Below are 15,471 nucleotides of genomic sequence, written 5' to 3'. Positions count from 1 at the left end.
GCCGGGGATCGCCCGCGGATCGGCTCGTGCGTTGCCCGCGCGGAACGCACGGCAACGGGTGGAACTGCGGCCGGGTCGCCGAAGGCGCGGCACCGCGGACGCGGAGGCCACGTCACCGCGGGCGACCCGCCGAGCGGTCAGGGTCCCGGAAGAACGTGGTGAACACGCGGTCGAAGCGCGGCGCCACCAGGTCCTCGCGCTGGACCACCCGGTGCGCGGTGGCACCCTCCGGCGTGATCACCACACCTGGCCGGGGTGATCACGCCCGCGCGGCGGTCGAGAGGTTGGCAAGCGGTCACGCCGGGTCGACGAAGACTTTGCGGTCCGGCCGCACATCGGTGCGCGGCCTCGGGCGGATTCGACGGCACCGGAGCGGCTTGGTGGCGGCAAGGTGGCTGAAGAGCGAGCCTGCGACGCGGCAGTGCCGAGGTCGATGCCCGAGCGGTACCCGTGCCGCCGGGCCGGAGGAAGACCGGGCGCGGGAGTCGTCGTCCCGCCCACGAGCGGTATCGACTCGCCGCCGGCTCTCACCCGCGGGAGAACCGCACGCGGACGGCGTGGGTGACCGTCGCGACGACAGCCGTCCCGATGACCGACCCGATCAGCGTGAGCACCGCTCCGACAGCCCAGAGGCCCGAGTCGTCACTCGTGGCGGCCAGCCAGGTCCACACCGCGGTGAAGGAGAGCGCCACCGCCGGGGCCACGAGCAGCGGGCGGACGAAGAAGGTCCCGCCGACCGTGAGCATGACCAACGCGGCACCGCAGGCGATCACTCCCGCCGTGTTCCCGGTCCGAGTGCCCGTCGACGGGTCGGCGGCGCCCATGAGGGGGTGCAGGAAGATCCATGTCGCGGCACCGGTCAGGGCGAGCAGTCCGGCGGCGACCGCGAGGTTGTGCCCTATGCGCCGCTTCGAGCGGTTGCCCGTGATGTTCATGCGTCCATCCTGTCCCACCGCCGCCCTGGCGCCGGCAGTCGTGCGGCACCGTCCAGGACACTTGCTTTGATGATATGTCAACATAGCTGGTGGCGTGGGGGGATGGCAGCGCGCTGGCTCGACGAGGACGAGGCCCGGTTGTGGCGGGCGTACCGGGTGCTGAGCGGCGAGCTCCAACGGGCGATGGAGCGACAACTGGAGCGGGATGCCGGGCTCTCCGGGGCGGACTACGCGGTATTGGCCCCGTTGTCGGAGGCCGAGGGCGGCGTGCTGCGGATGCGGGAGCTCGGACGGGCCGTGGGCTGGGACCGCAGCAGGTTGTCGCACCAGGTGCGGCGCATGCAGAACCGCGGGCTCGTGGCGCGTGAGGAGTGCGCCGAGGACGCCAGGGGGTTCATGGTGCGGCTGACCGACTCCGGCCGGGAGGCCGTCGAGGGCGCTGCTCCCGAGCATGTCGAGACCGTGCGCCGGTACTCCTTCGACCTGCTGTCCGACCGCGAGCGGGCGACGCTCACGCGGGTGTTCGAGAGGCTGGGCGCGCGACTCGCGCAGGACGCGAAAGAGCACCTCTGACCGGCCGCGTCGATGACCACTCCGCCCGACGCGCGGAGCCAGGGTCGCGGCCGCACCGGCACGAGGTCCTGTCGCCGACCGAGCTGCCCGCGGCCGGCTGGGTGATCGCGATCAACGGGTTCGGCCGGAGCTCCGTCACGAGCGGGCATCCGGTCCGGGGATGAGGCGCTACCCCTCCCAGGGGGCCGGAGTGGGGGCGCTGCGCGGGGCGGGCGCGGCCAGCCGGGGCACCGAACCCCGGTAGCCGTTCAGCACGCCGCACCGAACCGCCGGGACCGGCTTGCCGCGCCTCGCGGAACGCGGCGATCTCCCCGGCGAACGGCGTGCTGCCGAGCAGGAGGATCCGCACCGGACCAGCGCCGCTGATGGCCGGGTCGAACCGCGGGTGCGCTGAGCGAGGCCAGGCCGGCTCGCCGCCTGCACCCCGCCGAGGTCCACGACCAGCTCGGCGCTCGGCAGCGGGTGGACGAGGGGAGGCGCTTCCCGTCAGGCTGCCGAGGAAGTCGCGGGTGGGTGCCCCGGCAGCGCGGGCGGCGGCGCATGGTGTGCCGGAAGGCGCGGGGCGGTGCTCTTCCGGCAGCGCCGCCCGCACCTGCGCGCCGTGCAGGGCGGAGATGCCCGGTGCGGGCACCTCCGCGTGCGCGATGCCGTGCGCCGCACCGGTCATCGGGGCCACCGGCCGTCGTCGGTGGAGGACCACGGGCCGATCAGCGACCGCCAGCCGTGCACCCCACGGTCGCCGAGGGCGATGTGGCGTCCGGCCACGATCACGGCGGTTCTCCCGGTGCCGGCTTGACCGGACCCGACCTCCGCCTCGCCCTTCGGCTCGTCCTCGTCGGCGGTCAGGAGGTGATGACGAACTTGCCGCGGACGTGCTGGCGGGTGAAGTCCAGCAGCGCCTGCCGGACCTCAGCGAACGGGTACTCCGCGGCGATCTCGACCTGCAGCGCGCCCTCGGCGGCCAAGGTGGCGAGTTCGGCGAGGCGGCCGGCCGGCGTGGTGGTCCCGGTGTAGGAGGCGGTGACACCCCGGTCGAAGGCGGGCGGGCCGCCCAGCGGGGAGACCAGCACGCCGCCGTGCCTGGCCGCGGCGGCGGAGGAGGCCAGGCCGGGTCCGGCGGCCACCAGGTCGACCACCGCGTCGACGCCCTGCGGGAACCGGTCCCGCACCCACCGGGTGATGTCTTCGGCGCGGTAGTCGACCACGTCGTCGGCGCCCAGCCGCCCGAGCCGCTCCCGGTCCTCGCCGCTGCCGGTGGCCAGCACCGTGGCACCGGCGCGCTTGGCGAGCTGCACGGCGTAGCCGCCGATGCCGCCGCTCGCGCCGACGACCAGCAGCGTCGAGCCGGGCGCGGGCTTCGCCAAGTCCAGCAGGGCCGCCGCGGTCAGCGCGGCCGTGGGCAGGGCGGCGCCGCGGCGCGCGTCCAGACCGGCGGGGCGTGCGGCCGCCGAGTCGTCGGCGCGTACGAGCGCGTACTCGGCGAAGGCCCCGGAGGGAATGCCGTTCCACGCGATCACCGCGTCACCGGGGGCGAACCGCTCGACGTCCGCCCCGACGGACTCGACCACGCCGCTGACGTCCACGCCGGGCACGAACGGGTGCGTGATCGGCGCGAAGGCCTTCATGGCACCGGTGATCAGCTTGACATCGACGGGGTTCAGCGCCGCGGCCTCGACGCGGACGAGCAGCTCCCCCGGTCCGGGCACGGGACGGGGCACGTCGACGATCTCCAGGTCCTCCAGGGGACCGTACGCGCGGGCGACCAACGCCTTCATCGTTCTCTCCTCGGGTGGTGGGTGGGGTGAGCTCCGGCGCGGGTGCTCATCGGTCAGCGGCGGGCAGCACGCCGACCTGGCGCGGGACGGAGTACTGGTTCGCCACGCCCCAGTGCTCGGTGATCCGGCCTTCCCGCACGCGCATGGCGTCGACCGTCTCGAACTCGACGTGCTCGCCCGTGGGCGCGATGCCGAGGAATTCGCCCAGGTGGGTGCCCGAGCAGGTCTTGTGGGTGGTCACCACGTCGCCCTCGGCGGTCTGCCAGTGGATTTTCGCGGAGAAGTCCGGGAACGCCGAACGCAGAGCGCGGTACAGCGCGCGCACGCCGTCCTTGTCGGGAGTGGTGCCGGGCTGCGGGGTGTGGTCGACGAAGCCGTCCGCGAACAGCTCCTCGAACAAGGCGGAGTCGCCGCCCGACTGCACCTGTTCGGTGTTGCGGCGCACGACCTCCTTGACGTCCGTCCGGGGCGAAGCCAGCGCCGCGCTCCAGGCGACCACCTGGTCCAGCAGCGCGCCGACCGCGGCCGTGTGGTGCGGGGCCGGCCGGAAGGTGCTGAAGTCCTCGAAGTCGGTGAACAGCGAGAGGGCGACCTGGTTCCGCACGTCGGCCACCTGGAGCTCGCCCATGACGAGCCGCAGGTGCTCGACGGCCCGCGTACCGCCCGCGGTGCCGTAGCTGACGAAACCGGCCGCCTTGTTGTGCCACTCGCGGTGGAGGAAGTCGATGGCGTTCTTCAACGCGCCCGAGGTGGAGTGGTTGCACTCCGGCGTCACGAACACGTACCCCTCGAACGAGGCGATCTTGTCCGCCCACGCCCCGGTGTGGGGCCGGGTGTACTGCCGAGTGCCGGGGGAATGACCTCGTCCAGGTGCGGCAGGCGGAAATCGGCGGTGTCGACCAACTCGTACTCGGCGTCGTCCCGATCGCGTGCGATGCCGTGCACCCACTTGGCCACGGCCTCGCCGTCCCGGCCGGGCCTCGTGCTGCCCAGGACGATCGCGATGCGGGTCATGTTCGCCACCTTCTCGGAAGATTTGCTGGCGTGTCAACAAAGTAGCGGTCAGCTTGTTGATGTATCAACAACTGAGCACGTCGCTCGCGTCCCGCGGCCGGCGCTGTCTTGGCGTGTCGACGTGTCGGGGACTGGATGGCGCCCAGGTGGACACACCCGGGCGCCGGTGGGGCATCACGCGGTCAGCGGAGCCGCGGCGGGCAGGTCGCGGAGGACCTCCGGCGCGGTGGTGCGGATCCGCTGCCGGTCGAAGCGGAACTCGTCCAGTGCGGCGGGGAGGATCTCGCGCTTGAGGCCGTTGCTGATCAGGTACACCGTGTCGTCATCGGTGGTCCTGGCCAGGTGCGCGCCGTCGGACAACGGGCCGTTGCCGGCGATGTTGTCCAGCGTGATGACCAGCCGGACCGTCTGGTCGTCACCGAAGAGGTTGCGATGGGTTTCCGGGTTCGGGATCAGGTGTTTCCGGCCGTCGAGGATCAGGTGGACCTCGCCGGTGCGCGCGGCGCGCAGGCGCAGGCCGTTGTCCTGGGGGAACGTGTGCCCCCCGGTGGCGGTGGTCGTGACGGTGGTCGTGTCCGCGACCGCGGTCGTCCCGGCGGCGCCTGCGCCCGTCGAGATCGTCAGTGCCGCGAGCGGCAGGGCGAGAACGAGGTTGCGCGTTGACATGGCCTGCTCCTGGAAGTCGTGGGTGGCGAGCTCTCCGGGCGGAGGTCTCGGCGCCCCTTTTTGCTGACACATCAACAATAGCGCGCTTTGTTGATGTGTCAACATCGGCTCGTCGTCGCGGTCGTCGTGCTCCGGCGGATGACCGGTGCGGCGCGGCCAGGTGATCGGCGTCACCCCCGGGATAGGCGGTTCCTACCGATGTGACGGCGCCTCGGCGGACGACACCATGGGCGCAGAACGATCATCGACCAGGAGGACCACATGGCCGTCGCCGACGACCGCTACGCCGGGCTCGACGCCCTCATCACGCCGGACGACTCGGTGCTGGTGCTCATCGACCACCAGGGAGCCCAGTTCGCCGGGCTCACCCACCCGGACCCCGTCGCGGTGATCAACAACGTCACGTTGCTGGCCAAGGCCGCGAAGCTGTTCGACGTGCCGACGATCCTGACCACCGTGGTGGAGGAGCGCGGCGGGCGCATCCTCCAGCAGGTCCAGGACGTCTTCCCCGACCAGGTGCCGATCAACCGCACGACCATCAACACCTGGGAGGACCAGCGGGTGGTGGACGCGGTGGCCGCCACCGGGCGTCGCAACCTGGTCCTGGCGGGACTGTGGACCGAGATCTGCGTGGCGTTCCCGGCGATCCACGCCCTGGCCGACGGCTACCGGGTCTTCGCCGTCACCGACGCCTCCGGCGGCACGAGCGCCGAGGCGCACGAGCGTGGCGTGCAGCGCATGGTGCAGGCGGGCGTGGTGCCGCTGACCGCCGGGGTGGTCGTCGGGGAGTGGCAGCGCGACTGGGCGCGGGAGGCCACCGTGCCGGGGGTCGCGGAGATCATGATGGCCCACGGGGGCAGCTTCGGTGCGGCGCTGGCGTGGGAGTTCCAGCTGCTCGGCCAGGCGAAGGACTGACGAGTCCCGGTCGGCGCCGCGGGGCGCGTTCCTCCCCGCGGAGCCGGCCGATCCGCCGGTGCCCCGGAGCACGCCCGTTCAGGGGTGCAGGTCGCGGAGTTCGCGACGTGACCGGATGCCCAGCTTGCGGAAGATGCTGCGCAGGTGGGCGTCCACCGTGCGCGTGCTCAGCACCAGCCGTTCGCCGACCTCCCGGCTCGTCGCCCCCGCGGCGACGAGCACGGCGACATCGCGCTCGCGGCCGGTGAGACCGGTCAGCCGGTCGGTCGCCGACCGGGCGCGGGTCGCGCGGTCGCGCACCTCCTCCCAGCGCTTGCCGCCGTGGGGGCCGACCGTGCCCAGCAGGACCGCGGCGGCGTCGAACGAACCCGCGTCGCAGTGCGCCGCCGCGGCCTCCACGGCACGGGCCGCACGCGTTGCCCGGTCGGGGGTGAGGTGCGCCGCGCGCTCCAGGAACGCGGCCCGCGCCGCCGCGCCGCCGCGGTCCCAGACCAGGTGGGCGGCCGACGCCAGATCGGCGGCCACCCCCTCGTCCGGCGTCGAGGCCGCGGCCGCCCGGTGCCACGCGCGCCGCTCGACGTCGTTCGCGCCGGCGGCCTCGGCCAGCGCTCGGTGCGCTGCCCGCCGGGCGCGGGGCGACGCGGACCGGTACACCGCGCAGCGGTCGAGGGAGTGGGGGAACCGCACCCGCGCGCCCACCTCCACCAATCCGGCCGGCGCCGGGGGCTCGGCGCCGGTGCTCGCCGCCGCGGTCCACAACAGGGCCGGGTCCCCGGTCGAGTCCGTTGCGGCGATCAGCAGGAACGCCCTGGCGGGTCGCGGCAGCACCGCGCTGCGGCGCGCCCACTCGTCCACGGCGTCCGCGTCGACGCGGACGCCCTCCACCGCGCCCCAGCCGCCGGCCAGTGCCGCCGGGGTGGCGGCCTGCGGCAGTGTCACCAGGGCGCGGGGGTTGCCGCGGGCCTCGACCACCACCCGGTCGCGCACCCTGGGGTCCAGCGGGCCGCGCCACCGCGCGTCCAGCAGGGCCGCGGCGTCCCGCTCGCCCAGCGGGGCCAGCCGCAGGCGCGGCAGGCCGTCCAGTTCGAGGTGCTCGCGTCCATCGCGCACGGCGAGCACCACCGCGCAGCGCAGGCTGTCGACCCGGCGCGCGGCGAACGCCAGCACGCGCCGTGACGGTGCGTCCCACCAGCGCCAGTCGTCGGCCGCGCACACCAACGGCGTGCGACCAGAGGCGTGCGCCAGCAACTCCACCAGCGCCACGCCGACCATCTGCTCGTCCAAGGCGACGTCGGCGCCCCGGCAGGTCAGCACGGTGAGCAGCGTCGAGCGCAACGGCTCGGGCAGCCGGTCCACCTCCGCGCGCAGCGGCGCGCAGAGCCGGTGCAGCGCGGCGAAGGGCAGCCTCCGCTCGGAGGCGGCGCCGACCACCCGCAGCACCCGGACGTCCGTCGCGGTCGGCAAGGCGTTCTCCAGCAGCGCCGTCACACCGGTGCCCGCCTCGCCGGCCACGACGAGCGCACCGCCCCGGCCGGCGCGTGCCTGCGCCACGAGACGCGTCAGCACCTGCGACTCCTCGTCCCGGCCGGCCAGAACCGATCGTGTTCCCCGGTCGTCCACGGCCTGTCGCGCTCCTCCCGCACCGGTCGTCACGTCTATCTGATCTTGTGCTTATTTTGCTGATGTGTCAACAAGTGGGGAGGGCCCGGACAGCGGTCGTCCGCTGCGACCGTGCGACGCGTCGCGAACGTCCGTGCTCTGCTCGCGTCCACCCGCCTGGCCCGGACGAGCCGAGCGTGGAGTCCTCGCGGCGGCGTTCTCCGCACCGACCTGCCCGCGAAGGCCGGCCGGGGTCCGCTCGCCGGCTGATACGGTGCCGACCACGGTGAAAGCTCCTCGAACGGGAGTGTTTCCCGCTTCAGGGTCGATGACGATCCGTCGGCCCCCGCTCCAGGAGGTTGGCTCGATGAGCTTGCTGCGCAGCTACGTGTCGGGTGGGTGGCACACGCCATCCGTGGAGGGCGCGCCGTTGCACGACGCCGTCACGGGTGAGGAGATCGCCCGCATCTCGTCCGCGGGCATCGACATGGGTGCGGCGCTGCGGTACGGGCGTGAAGTCGGCGGGCCCGCGTTGCGCGAGCTCACGTTCCACCAGCGGGCGCAGTTGCTGAAGGCTCTCGGGCTGTACCTCAAGGAGCACAAGGCCGAGCTGTACGCGTTGTCCGCGCGCACGGGCGCCACTCGCTCCGACTCGTGGATCGACGTCGACGGTGGCTTCGGCGTGCTGCTCGGCTACGCGTCCAAGGCGAAGCGCGAGCTGCCGAACGACAAGGTCTACATCGACGGCGCGGTGGAGCCGTTGGGGCGTGGCGGCACGTTCGCCGGTCAGCACATCTGCACGCCGTTGCGCGGTGTGGCCGTCCAGATCAACGCCTTCAACTTCCCCATGTGGGGGCCGTTGGAGAAGTTCGCGCCCGCGTTCATCGCCGGGGTGCCGTCGCTGATCAAGCCGGCGTCCCAGACGGCGTACGTGACCGAGAAGCTGGTCGAGCTGATGCTCGCCTCCGGGCTGCTGCCCGAGGGGTCGTTGCAGTTCGTGTGCGGTTCGGCCGGCGACCTGCTCGACCACCTGACCCCGCAGGACCTGGTCGGGTTCACCGGGTCCGCGTCGACCGCCCAGCACCTGCGCACGCACCAGGCCGTGATCCGGTCGTCGGTGCGGTTCAACGCCGAGGCGGACTCGCTGAACTGCTCCATCCTCGGGCCGGACGCGGTCGCGGGCACGCCGGAGTTCGACCTGTTCGTCGACCAGCTCGTGACCGAGATGACCACCAAGGCCGGGCAGAAGTGCACAGCGATCCGGCGCGCGCTGGTGCCCGCCCCGCTGATCGACGCGGTGGCCGAGGCGACGGCGGCGAAGCTCGCCGAGGTGGTGATCGGCAACCCGGCCGACAAGTCGGTCCGCATGGGCGCCCTGGCCGGTCTGGAGCAGCGCGAGGAGGTCCGCCGGTCGCTGAAGGCGTTGCGGGAGAGCGCCTCGGTCGTCCACGGCGACGGCGCGCTGTCCCTGGTGGACGCCGACGCCGAGCGCGGCGCGTTCATGTCACCGGTGCTGCTGCGCGCTCCGGCCGACGCCGTGCAGCCGCACGAGGTGGAGGCGTTCGGTCCGGTGTCGACGTTGATGCCGTACGACACGGTCGACGACGCGGTGGCGCTGGCGGCCCGCGGTTCCGGTTCGCTGGTCGGGTCGATCGTCTCGGCCGACACGGACTTCGTGCGCGACGTCGTGATCGGCGTGGCGCCGTGGCACGGACGGCTGCTGGTGCTGGACCGCGAGAACGCCGCCGAGTCGACCGGGCACGGGTCTCCGTTGCCGATGCTGGTGCACGGCGGTCCCGGCCGTGCCGGCGGCGGTGAGGAGATGGGCGGTATGCGAGGCGTGCTGCACCACATGCAGCGCACGGCCGTACAGGGCAGCCCGCGCACGTTGGCCGCCGTCACGAACCGCTGGGTGCAGGGCGCGCCGCGGCACGAGCCGGACGTCCACCCGTTCCGCAAGACGCTGGCGGAGCTGCGCCTCGGCGACACCGTCGTGGCCGGGCCGCGCGAGGTGACGCTGGAGGACATCGAGCACTTCGCGTCGTTCACCGGCGACACCTTCTACGCCCACATGGACGAGGAAGCCGCTGCCGCCAACCCGTTCTTCGGCGGGCGAGTCGCGCACGGCTACCTGGTGGTGTCGTTCGCGGCCGGGCTCTTCGTGTCGCCGGAACCCGGACCGGTCCTCGCCAACTACGGGCTGGAGAACCTGCGGTTCCTCACGCCGACGTTCCCCGGCGACGCGCTGACGGTGACGCTGACCGTCAAGCAGATCACGCCGCGCGAGGACCAGGAGTACGGCGAGGTGCGCTGGGACGCCGACGTGGCGAACCAGAAGGGCGAGTCCGTGGCCCGCTACGACGTGCTCACGCTGGTGGCGAAGAGCTAGCGCGGTTCCTTCCTGGGGAGGGGCCGCGTCGCCGGCCCCTCCAGCACCGTGCCGTCGACGTCGAAGCGCGACCCGTGGCACGGGCAGTCCCAGCTGCGTTCGGCGGCGTTGAACCGCACGAAGCAACCGAGGTGCGTGCAGCGCATCGACACCCCGTGCAACTGCCCGTCGTCGTCGCGGTAGACGCCGGTCCTGCCCAGCCCGTCGCGGATCACGTGGGCGTGGCCGCGCGGCAGGGTCTCGCTGGAGGTGGCGTCGGCGGGGATGATCCTGTCCCCGACCATCTGCACCGCGACCTCGGCGTTCTTCTTCACCAGATCCGGCAACGACTTCAACGACAACCGGTGCGGGCTGAACCGCTCGGCCAGCTCGTGCGGCTTGCCGGTGACGAGGTCCGCGAGCAGCGAGGCGGCGAAGGTGCCGCTGGTCAGTCCCCACTTCATGTACCCGGTGGCGGTGTAGAGGGTGGTGTTGCCGGGCGTGTAGCTGCCGATCATCGGCAGGTGGTCGTAGGACGTCGGGTCCTGCGCCGACCAGCGGTGCGTGATCTCCTCGACCTGCCAGTGCTTCCGCGCGAAGTCCTCCAGCCGGCGGAACGGCTCCACGGCCGGCTTGCCGGTCGCGTGGCTCTGACCGGCCAGGACCAGCTTGTCCTCGTGCGCGGAGATGGACCACGACGGACTGCCGGTGCTGATCGCGAGCGCCTGCGCCGGGTTCTTCACGCGCGCGGCGATGCAGTAGGCGCGGGTGAGCTCGAGACGCGCGAAGTACAGCCCGCGGTCGAGCGTCGGGTAGTGCGTGGCGATCACGATCTTCTCGGCGTCGACGTGGCCGTCCTCCGTGGACACGCGGTTGCCGCTCACGTCGAGCACGCGGCTGTTCTCGTGGATGCGGCAGCCGTCGCCCTCGACCGCCGCGGCGATGCCCCGCAGGTACTTCACCGGGTGCAGCGCGATCTGGTCGTCGAGCCGGACCGCCGCGTGCACCTCGAACGGCAGGTCGACGTCGGTGTTGCCGCGCACCGGCAGGCCGACCTGGCGCGCGGTGATCAGCTCGTGGTCGACGTCGCTCACCTCGCCCTCGGTGTAGGCGTAGGTGACGGCGGGGGAGCGGCGCAGGTCGCAGTCGATGTTCTCGCGTGCCGCGATGGCGGCCACCTCGTTCACCGCAGCCTGGGACGCCGTGGCGTAGTCGGTGGCGGCGGCGAGGCCGTGCTTGCGCCGGATCTGGGAGTACACCGTGGACTGCAGGGCGGTGACCTTGGCGGTGTTGTTGCCCGACACGCCCGACGCCACCCGGCCCGCCTCCAGGACCACGACGGACAGGCCGCGGCGCTTGAGCAGCAACGCGGTCGTGAGGCCGGTGATGCCGCCGCCGACCACTGCCACGTCGAAGGTGTGCGCGCCGGTCAGGGGCGGGCGCGGCTCCGCAGGCAGGGCGGTGAGCCACAGGGACTGGTCAGCGGTGGTGGTCATGGTGGCGGATACCCGGCGGTGACGACGGGTATGCGGTGGTCAGCCGAGCGTGACGAGCGGCACCGGCGGTGCACCGCCTCCTCGGCCCGCCCTTCGCGCCGCGTGGAGGTCACCCGGTCGCAGCCCGCGCGTCCTCGCCCGGATATGCCCGGCGTTCAGTGGGTATGCGACCGGCATGGGTAAGCACCGAGTAGTCGTCGTCGGTGGTGGCTTCGGCGGCCTGGGCGTCGTGCGCGGCCTGAAGCGCGCCGACGTCGAGGTCACGCTGATCGACCGCACCAACCACCACCTGTTCCAGCCGCTGCTCTACCAGGTGGCCACCGCGCTGCTGCCCGCGGGAGACATCGCGCCGGCGTTCCGGGCGATCCTGCGCAAGCAGCGGAACGCGCGGGTCCTGCTGGGCGAGGTCACCGGGTTCGACACCACCGCGAAGCTGGTGCACGTCGACCTGCCGGACGGCCGGTCGCGCGAGATCGGGTACGACACGCTGGTCGTGGCGGCGGGAGCGCGGGACAGCTACTTCGGGCACGACGACTGGGCCGAGTCGGCGCCGCCGATGAAGACCCTCGAACAGGCCGTGACCCTGCGGTCGAGGCTGCTCAGGGCGTTCGAGACGGCGGTGTCGGCCGACGACCCCAAGCAGTGGCTGTCGTTCGCGGTGGTCGGAGCGGGCCCGACGGGCGTCGAGCTGGCCGGGCAGCTCGCGGACATGGCCCGGCGGGCGATGAAGGGGCAGTTCCGGGAGATCGACCCGCGTGACATCCAGATCACGCTGCTCGACGCGGTGCCGCACGTGCTGCCCCCGTTCTCGGCGCCGCTGCGCGAGCACGCCCGCAGGAAGCTGGAACGGCTCGGCGTCACCGTGATGACCGGCGCGATGGTCGAGTCGATCGACGACAAGGGCCTCACCACCAAGGACGGGGACCGCGTCGAGGCGCGGACGATCATCTGGGCGGCCGGCGTGCAGGCCTCGGCGTTGTCGCGCGAGCTCGCCGAGGCGACCGGCGCCGAGACCGACCGCAAGGGCCGGATCCTGGTCAACCCCGCGGACTGCTCGGTCACCGAGGACATCTTCGCGGTCGGCGACATGGCCAACCTCGACGACCTGCCCGGCATCGCCGAGCCGGCGATCCAGGAGGGCCACCACGTCGCGAAGGTGATCAAGGCGCGCCTGGAGGGCAGGACGCACAAGCCGTTCAAGTACCTCGACCTCGGCACGATGGCCACGATCTCGCCCGGCGACGCCGTCGCGGACATCAAGAAGCTGCGTCTCAAGGGGTTCATCGGCAAGGTGGCGTGGGCAGGCGTGCACATCGCGTTCCTGGTCGGCTGGCGCAACCGGATCGCGGTGCTGACGCAGTGGGCCTGGAACATCGTCACGGGCAGGCGTGCGCAGCCGATCATCCTGGAGCCGACGCGTGCGATAGAGCGGAAATAGCACTCGTCGCTACCGTCCACGACTGCCGAATGCTGGGTCGGTGCTCTCCGTGGCGCACAAGCGGAAGTGGACGGATGTCGAACCTGGTGAACCAACTGCCCGTCGAGGTCGTGCGCTGGCCCGGGGAGGCGGCGGCGAGGGAGGCGTGCCAGCGCAACGGCACGTTGTGCCTGCTGGTGCTGGAGAAGAACGCGCCCGCACCCGTGCTCACGGACCTGCGCGAGGACTGGGTCCGCGCGCCGGTGCCCCACCAGGACCTCGCCGTGCGCATCGCGATGCTGCGGGCCCGCGCCGCCCGCTACGCCGTGCCGGAGCTGGACGCGTCCGGCATCCTCCGGTTCCGCTCGCGGTCGGTGGTGCTCTCACCGACCGAACGAGCGCTGGTCGCCGAGCTCCTGCGCCACTTCCGCGCCCTGACCACCCGGGAGAGCCTGCTGCGCTGCCTGCCCGGCAAGGACGGCGACACCAGCAACGCCCTGCACCTGCACATCATGCGGCTGCGGCGGCGGATCGCGCCGCTCGGCCTCGTCATCAAGACGTTGTGGAACCAGGGGTACCAGCTCGGTCCGGCCGACCCCAGGTTTGACCAGGGGTAACCCACCCGTGTGAACTCCCAGCTGCTGGGCATCTACCTCAACGACCACCTGGCGGGGGCGATGGCGGGCACCGAGCTCGCCCGCCGCATCAGCCGCACGCATCCCGAACTGCGTGCTCTCGCGGACGACATCGAGTCCGACCGCAAGGAGCTGCTCGACGTCATGCGCGAGGCCGGCGTCGAGCCGCGGCCGCACAAGGCCGCGATCGGCTGGCTGACGGAGAAGGCGGGGCGGCTCAAGCTCAACGGGCGGGTGCTGGGCCGCTCGCCGCTGAGCGACGTCCTCGAGCTGGAGGGGCTGCGCCTGAGCATCGAGGGCAACGCCGCGATGTGGCGGACGCTGCTCAGGCTGCCCGGCTTCGGCGCCGAGCGGCTGGAGCGGCTGTCCCGCCGGGCCGAGAGCCAGGCCGAGCTCCTCGACGGCTACCGGCTCCGCCTCGCGCCGCAGGCGTTCACCGCAGAGCAGACGTCCGGCGTCGACGTCGAGCGCACCTTCACCGTCGCGTCCTCGCCCGCGGGCGTCATCGGGTACCTGCGCGACTTCTCCCGCTCCGAGCAGTGGGACCCGGCCACCGTGACCTGCACGCGCCTCGACGAGGGACCGGTCGGGGCCGGATCCCGTTGGCGCACCGTGTCGACGTTCCTCGGCCGCAAGACCGAGCTGGTCTACGAGCTGACCCGCGACGACCCGGACGGCCTGCGGTTCGTCGGCCGCAACGACGTCGTGACCGCGACCGACGACATCTCGGTCACCGCCGCCACGGCGCCCGGCACCACCAGGGTCGCCTACCGCGCCCACCTCGAGTTCACCGGGCTGGCGAAGCTGGGGGCGCCGGTGGCGAAGCTCGCGCTGGAGAAGCTCGGCACCGACACGGAGAAGAACCTGATCCGCGTGCTCGGCTCGGTCGGCTGACCCCGTGCGGCGCGTCCGGCACGGGCGGCCGCAGCGGTAAAGGCAAAGGAAAAACGCAGGTCAGACCGCATTCCCCGGGGCAGGCGAGATCCATAGACTCCCTCGCGCCGGTTGGTGAGGCAGGTCCTTCCCCCTGTCCCCTCCGGCCAGAACGCAGAGGGAGATCCGGGGTGTTCGAGAACAACGTCACCAGGCGCGGCTTCGTCACGGGCGCGGCGGCGGTCGCCGGTCTGGCCGGTCTGTCCACCATCGCTCCCGGACTCGCCGGAGCCGACCCGAAGACGGGCGACCAGCACACCGAGGCCGAGATCAAGGCCGCCGAGGTCGGCGCGCTGGCCATGATGACGTTCCAGAAGATCGATGGAACGCCCGTCTACTACTGGCGGTCCAACCGCGGCAACACCACCGCGCGCAACTGGCAGGCCACCGACGCGTTCTACAACGCGCTCGTCGCCTGGATCCGCGACCTGCGCTCGCTGTCGTCGAGCTACGGCTCGATCAGCTACATCGTCTCCGCGGGCTTCTACGTCGACAAGCCGGGCCAGCACGGCGCCGGCACCGCGATGGACCTCGACCACGTCCGCTGGTCCGGCGGCACCACGATCTCGCCGCTCGACCAGGCCCACGCCTCGGGCACGGCGTCGGTCCGCAAGCGCTACCTCGCGACGGAAGCCGTGTGCCGGCGCCGGTTCCGCTACGTGCTCGACGGCTGGTACAACGCCGACCACGCCGACCACATCCACGCCGACTTCGGTGGCATGCCGGTCCGCGCGGTCAAGGACTCCGAGTCCGACACCAAGTTCGTCCAGGCCGTGTGCAACAACTTCCGCGGCGCCGGCCTCGCGATCGACGGCATCTGGGGCCCGAACACGACCAGCGCGTTCAACGGCCTCAAGTCGGCCCTGGGCGTGACCGGCGACCCGCACACCAGCTCGTCGGTGTGGCAGTCGATGCTGTCGAAGATCGCGACCAAGGGCTTCGCGAACCAGAACATCTGATCCCGCTCGTCGTCACGGCCAGGCCGGAGCCCGTTCTCTCCCGGGGCTCCGGCCTTTCGCGCGCTCGCGCCGACACGTTTCTCCGGCATTCGAAGAATGCGCGGGATGCCGGTTCGCTGAATTCCCGGACGTGCACACGACAAAGGCGCACCCACGTCGGGATGCGCCTTTTGGACGTGGAACCGG

The 15,471-nt window shown here is 72.3% G+C and carries 15 protein-coding genes; 7 read left to right on the top strand and 8 right to left on the bottom strand.

The window, feature by feature from the left end; all coding sequences use genetic code 11:
* Window positions 1-112 precede the first annotated feature (112 nt).
* Window positions 113-241: a hypothetical protein gene (locus tag BMW88_RS44060; RefSeq protein ID WP_281249446.1), complete on the bottom strand. Its 129-nt coding sequence runs from the start codon at window positions 239-241 to the stop codon at window positions 113-115.
* A gap of 286 nt (window positions 242-527) precedes the next feature.
* On the bottom strand, window positions 528-935 hold the full coding sequence (locus BMW88_RS25690; protein WP_089954913.1) for a hypothetical protein: 408 nt from the start codon (window positions 933-935) through the stop codon (window positions 528-530).
* Between the two features lie 102 nt (window positions 936-1,037).
* On the opposite strand from BMW88_RS25690, the gene BMW88_RS25685 reads away from it, so the two are divergent.
* A complete protein-coding gene (locus tag BMW88_RS25685) occupies window positions 1,038-1,508 on the top strand; it encodes a MarR family winged helix-turn-helix transcriptional regulator (protein WP_089954912.1) in 471 nt (156 codons plus the stop codon).
* 842 nt (window positions 1,509-2,350) lie between these two features.
* Here BMW88_RS25685 and BMW88_RS25680 read toward each other — a convergent pair.
* The 4 genes from BMW88_RS25680 to BMW88_RS25670 form a co-directional block, all read right to left on the bottom strand.
* Entirely contained in the window at window positions 2,351-3,283 is a 933-nt protein-coding gene (locus BMW88_RS25680; RefSeq protein WP_089954909.1) for an NADP-dependent oxidoreductase, read from the bottom strand.
* Window positions 3,284-3,329: 46 nt separating this feature from the next.
* The gene (locus BMW88_RS43455) at window positions 3,330-4,085 is read right to left on the bottom strand and encodes an ester cyclase (RefSeq protein WP_281249447.1); all 756 of its coding nucleotides are present in this window, start codon (window positions 4,083-4,085) and stop codon (window positions 3,330-3,332) included.
* A complete protein-coding gene (locus BMW88_RS44055; RefSeq protein ID WP_177221309.1) occupies window positions 4,055-4,297 on the bottom strand; it encodes an NADPH-dependent FMN reductase in 243 nt (80 codons plus the stop codon). Before BMW88_RS44055 ends, BMW88_RS43455 begins: the two co-directional genes overlap by 31 nt.
* Window positions 4,298-4,471: 174 nt before the next feature.
* The gene (locus BMW88_RS25670) at window positions 4,472-4,963 is read right to left on the bottom strand and encodes a hypothetical protein (protein WP_089954907.1); all 492 of its coding nucleotides are present in this window, start codon (window positions 4,961-4,963) and stop codon (window positions 4,472-4,474) included.
* A gap of 261 nt (window positions 4,964-5,224) precedes the next feature.
* Here BMW88_RS25670 and BMW88_RS25665 point away from each other — a divergent pair, with 261 nt between their 5' ends.
* Window positions 5,225-5,878 carry a hydrolase gene (locus BMW88_RS25665; protein WP_089954905.1) on the top strand — a complete coding sequence of 218 codons (654 nt, stop codon included), beginning with the start codon at window positions 5,225-5,227 and terminating at the stop codon, window positions 5,876-5,878.
* A 78-nt stretch (window positions 5,879-5,956) separates the two neighbouring features.
* Here the strand turns inward: BMW88_RS25665 and BMW88_RS25660 are convergent, their stop codons facing one another.
* Entirely contained in the window at window positions 5,957-7,498 is a 1,542-nt protein-coding gene (locus tag BMW88_RS25660) for a LuxR C-terminal-related transcriptional regulator (protein ID WP_281249445.1), read from the bottom strand.
* A 346-nt stretch (window positions 7,499-7,844) separates the two neighbouring features.
* Here BMW88_RS25660 and paaZ point away from each other — a divergent pair, with 346 nt between their 5' ends.
* Window positions 7,845-9,866: a phenylacetic acid degradation bifunctional protein PaaZ gene (gene paaZ / locus BMW88_RS25655; protein ID WP_089954901.1), complete on the top strand. Its 2,022-nt coding sequence runs from the start codon at window positions 7,845-7,847 to the stop codon at window positions 9,864-9,866.
* On the opposite strand, the gene BMW88_RS25650 is transcribed toward paaZ, so the two are convergent.
* Window positions 9,863-11,341, bottom strand: coding sequence for an FAD-dependent oxidoreductase (locus BMW88_RS25650; protein ID WP_089954899.1), 1,479 nt, complete (start codon window positions 11,339-11,341; stop codon window positions 9,863-9,865). The genes paaZ and BMW88_RS25650 overlap by 4 nt on opposite strands.
* A gap of 175 nt (window positions 11,342-11,516) precedes the next feature.
* Between BMW88_RS25650 and BMW88_RS25645 the strand changes: the two genes are divergently transcribed.
* From BMW88_RS25645 to BMW88_RS25630, 4 genes are all read left to right on the top strand, one after another.
* Complete coding sequence (locus BMW88_RS25645) at window positions 11,517-12,779, top strand: NAD(P)/FAD-dependent oxidoreductase (RefSeq protein WP_089954896.1); 1,263 nt, start codon at window positions 11,517-11,519, stop codon at window positions 12,777-12,779.
* Between the two features lie 74 nt (window positions 12,780-12,853).
* Entirely contained in the window at window positions 12,854-13,375 is a 522-nt protein-coding gene (locus BMW88_RS25640; protein ID WP_089954894.1) for a helix-turn-helix domain-containing protein, read from the top strand.
* Window positions 13,376-13,384: 9 nt separating this feature from the next.
* Window positions 13,385-14,287 (top strand): SRPBCC family protein, encoded by a 903-nt coding sequence (locus BMW88_RS42880; RefSeq protein WP_218148208.1) that lies wholly within the window; start codon window positions 13,385-13,387, stop codon window positions 14,285-14,287.
* 170 nt (window positions 14,288-14,457) lie between these two features.
* On the top strand, window positions 14,458-15,285 hold the full coding sequence (locus BMW88_RS25630) for an extensin family protein (protein ID WP_089954892.1): 828 nt from the start codon (window positions 14,458-14,460) through the stop codon (window positions 15,283-15,285).
* Window positions 15,286-15,471 lie beyond the last annotated feature (186 nt).

It is taken from the genome of Lentzea xinjiangensis, assembly GCF_900110955.1.
Lineage (GTDB): Bacteria > Actinomycetota > Actinomycetes > Mycobacteriales > Pseudonocardiaceae > Lentzea > Lentzea xinjiangensis.
This window is presented reverse-complemented; position numbering and strand designations above follow the sequence as displayed.